The sequence below is a fragment of the Microcystis sp. M165S2 genome, from assembly GCF_020245885.1.
Taxonomy (GTDB): Bacteria; Cyanobacteriota; Cyanobacteriia; order Cyanobacteriales; family Microcystaceae; genus Microcystis.
Window position 1 is genome coordinate 1 of record NZ_JADBTZ010000028.1, and the last position, 3606, is coordinate 3606.

The 3606-nt window shown below is 42.5% G+C and carries 4 protein-coding genes and 1 pseudogene; 2 read left to right on the forward strand and 3 right to left on the reverse strand.

All coding sequences use genetic code 11. The annotated features are described in order from the left end of the window. Positions 1-111, forward strand: a 111-nt coding sequence (locus IM479_RS01450; protein ID WP_071784045.1) for a transposase, incomplete at its 5' end; no start/stop codon positions are given. 37 nt (positions 112-148) lie between these two features. Beyond that, a complete protein-coding gene (locus IM479_RS01455; protein WP_002776310.1) occupies positions 149-442 on the forward strand; it encodes a hypothetical protein in 294 nt (97 codons plus the stop codon). Between the two features lie 420 nt (positions 443-862). Here IM479_RS01455 and IM479_RS01460 read toward each other — a convergent pair whose 3' ends face one another. The 3 genes and pseudogenes from IM479_RS01460 to IM479_RS01470 form a co-directional block, all read right to left on the reverse strand. After that, entirely contained in the window at positions 863-2122 is a 1260-nt protein-coding gene (locus IM479_RS01460) for an L-lactate MFS transporter (protein ID WP_287686371.1), read from the reverse strand. 168 nt (positions 2123-2290) lie between these two features. Next, positions 2291-2890 (reverse strand): peroxiredoxin, encoded by a 600-nt coding sequence (locus IM479_RS01465; protein WP_287686373.1) that lies wholly within the window; start codon positions 2888-2890, stop codon positions 2291-2293. A 596-nt stretch (positions 2891-3486) separates the two neighbouring features. Next, a pseudogene (locus tag IM479_RS01470) lies at positions 3487-3606 on the reverse strand (IS5/IS1182 family transposase); the annotation flags it as partial.

A 3606-nucleotide genomic window follows, 5' to 3' on the forward strand; every position in this document is an offset into this window, starting at 1 on the left:
GTCGAGGGAATCAACAATAAACTTAAACTAATAAAACGAAGAGGCTATGGCTTTAGAAACTTTCGGAATTTTTGGGTTAGAAGTATGTTATCTTGGCATCTTGTCTGTTGATTTAGCATAAAGAGTAACGAAGAGCCGGAGATTGAAAATGAGTAAGTTTCAATTGTTTGATGGTGTTAGACTAAGGGAAGATCTACCTTTAATTGATGGCGGAATAGCTCCTATCGTCACAGTTGGGACAATTGTAGAAATTCTCAAAAATGGAGAAGCTTATCTAGTAGAATTATTTGGAGATTGGGTTAAATATGATGAGCAGGGAAATTTTGTCTGTGCAACTCAGACAGAAAAGGGAGCATTCCTCGAAACAATCGGTGTAGAAATTGTCTATCCTCATCAATTGGTGTTGACTTTTCCTGCCAAGCAAACGATGACCTTGACTTAAATCTATCCCCTTCCAATAGCGAGTGGGAACCTAATAATCTTTCAGTTTTAAAATGGTCGATTAAGACAAGCAGAAGGAGATTTATCCCTCAATTCAATCTTGACAGAACACTAATTATCCTATCACGGCTCTTCTGGTTTCTGTGTGGAAACGGGGTTTATACTGATAGTTTCTTCAGCAAAATAGTCCTAAAAGTCTTTTCCAGTAAACATTTCAAAATTTTATAAGCAAAAACTATTCTATATATAAGCAAAAGTTATCACAAAAAGTCGAGAAGAACCCTATCACTGATTATTGTTTACTGATAACTGGTCAAGTCTCCCATTTCCCCGGCCCCTATCCTAGTTATCTGTAGCCGACTTTTACTTTTAATTGGTGTAAAATGCCAGCAGTATCTACTCTAGGCTAAGATTAACTCCCTTAGCTAGGATTTGATAGATGCGATCGCGCTCTTTTCAGTAAGGCACTAGCGAGAAAAATGCCCAGTATTGCCAATACAGCCATAGCATAAAAAGCATAAGTGTAAGTACCGAACCAATCGCGAATTCTACCGGTTACTAAAGTGCCGATTAAAGCACCAACACCGTAGGCAGTAAAAACAATACCATAATTTTGGGCGTAGTGGTCAGGATTAAAGAAGTGGAGAGTAGTAGCGGGAGCTAGGGCTAACCATCCCCCTAAACAGAACCAAAATAGACAAAAAGCCACTAGATAGCTAGTAACCGCACCTTTTTCGGCCTTGACCATCAGCAGGCAACCGATCAAAATGAGTGTATAGGCTCCGATCGCTAAATAATGGGGTTTCCAGCGATCGCTCAACCAACCGAACAAAGGACGACTAATACCATTAAACAAGGCAAATAGAGCAACACTACTAGCGGCTAACCCCGGCTCAATCTGGATAATTTCCTCGGCGACGGGACTAGAAATACCGATAGCACTCAAGCCAATTAAAGCACCAATGGCATAGCAAAGCCATAAGCCGTAAAATGAGCGACTTTTCAGCATATTCACCGGATAATTGGCCAGAAAGTCGGATTTTCGATTAGCTAAATTGGCGGGAGGTTGCCAGTCTTGAGGGGGTAATTTCATGGTGAGGGCAATAATCACAATAATTATTGTAAAGATAATCCCCAAAAATCTTAAACTTGGTCTAACGCTATATTCATTGATCAATCGATTGGCTAAAGGTGCGGTAATCAGGGGAGAAAGGCCAAATCCGATGATAGTTAAACCCACCGCTAAACCTTTTTTGTCGGGAAACCAGCGCGCCACCACTGCCATGGGAACACCGTAAGCAATGCCGACTCCCGTGCCGGCAATGACTCCGTAGGTAAGAATAATTGTCTGGATCTGAGCGGCAAAACTAGCGAGAATATAGCCTAAACCGACGATAATTCCGCCGATAGCGGTCATCCTGCGAGTACCTACCCGGGGGATATAAAAACCAGCGATCGGCATAGAAGCGGCATAAAATACTAGAGCCACAGTGTAGGGTAATAAGCTTTCCGTGGCGCTGAGATTTAATTCTGTTTCTAGGGGTTTTCTAAAGATACTCCAAGAGTACACCGTCCCTAAACAGAGTAAAACGCCCATTCCTAGAGGTATTAATAACCATCTACCTTTGGCTGCGGGTAATCCCAAAACTGTCAACTCGGAATCATAATTACTGGTAGTCATAGATTGCCGTGACTCTTTCTAGACTTGCTGGCCAGTATTCTAGATGAGATCATGGCTAATAGGGCAAATTTTCCAGAAAATTTTCCGATTAAAATGAGGGGTGAATTATTTCACCCCCCTTAAAAGTCTCCTTGCATCTATAGCTGAGGGACTTCTGAGGATTTTTAACTAAACTGCCGCGAAGTAAACTTTCGACTTCACAGGGTCGGGAACCATGGTAGCATCCCCTTCTTGCCAACCGGCGGGACAAACTTCATCCGGGTGGGATTGGACGTATTGAATCGCTTTCAGAGTGCGGAGGGTTTCATCGACACTGCGACCGAAGGAAAGATTATTAATAGTAGCGTGTTGGATAACACCTTCTTTATCGATGATAAAGAGACCACGCAGGGACACCCCCGCATCCGGGTCAAGAACATTGTAAGCGATGCTGATTTCTTTTTTTAGATCCGACACCAACGGATAGGCCACATCACCGACACCACCGGATTTTCTCTCGGTTTGAATCCATGCTAGGTGAGCAAATTCGCTATCGACGGACACCCCTAAAATCTCGGTGTTGATACTGCCAAATTCGCTAACTCGATCGCTGAAAGCGGTAATTTCCGTGGGGCAAACAAAGGTAAAATCGAGGGGATAGAAGAATAAAACGACGTATTTACCCCGATAATCCGATAATTTGATGGTTTTGAACTCTTGATCGAAAACGGCGGTGGCGCTGAAATCCGGCGCTGCTTGTCCGACTCTTAAGCAACCTTCGGCGGTCATACTCTTAATCTCCTTAATCTAGTTTCTGGGAAAATGCAACTATTTTTACATTCCTTAACAACTATATCATAGTCATAACGATTTTGAGTAGTTGACCGTTGGTTGGGTGTTGGGGTGGGAAGTTGGGAGACCACTTCGTGCGCGTTGCGGGGGAGAATAAATAAAAGCTGTGTACGGAAACAACACACCATGCTGGTCAAGGATTTATGCGATCGCCTGACGGAGTGATAATAGGTAACACATCATTGGAGCGGACAGATGTGATATTTTCGGTTTGAATTGATCATTAGAGGCGACCTCCTGCCGATCAATTCAGCCGTTCGCTTGCAGTAACGAACCTATGAAAATTGAGGATTTTGGTAATGTTCAGTTATCTTAAAGGCTTTTTAGTTAGCCATGCTTCGAAACTAATCCTACTTTCATTGGTAGGAGTACCAGTGGTCACAACTGTGAGTGTCATTATATCCAATCAAATCGCCAAAAAAGAACCTATAGATTTGCAACCCGAAGAAGTAGTACGCAGACTACAAGAAGATTATCCGGGTTGGCAAGATAAACTTTTTGCTTGTCCTTGTACTAGACCTCCTGCAAAAGTCTTATTCAGCTACTTGATTATAGCCTAAAGCAAGTTCGTAGTTGTAAATGCCAGCGATTAAATTAAATCTCAGACCAAAACGTCGTCTCCGATTCCTGTATCTTGATGATAAAATTCTAAA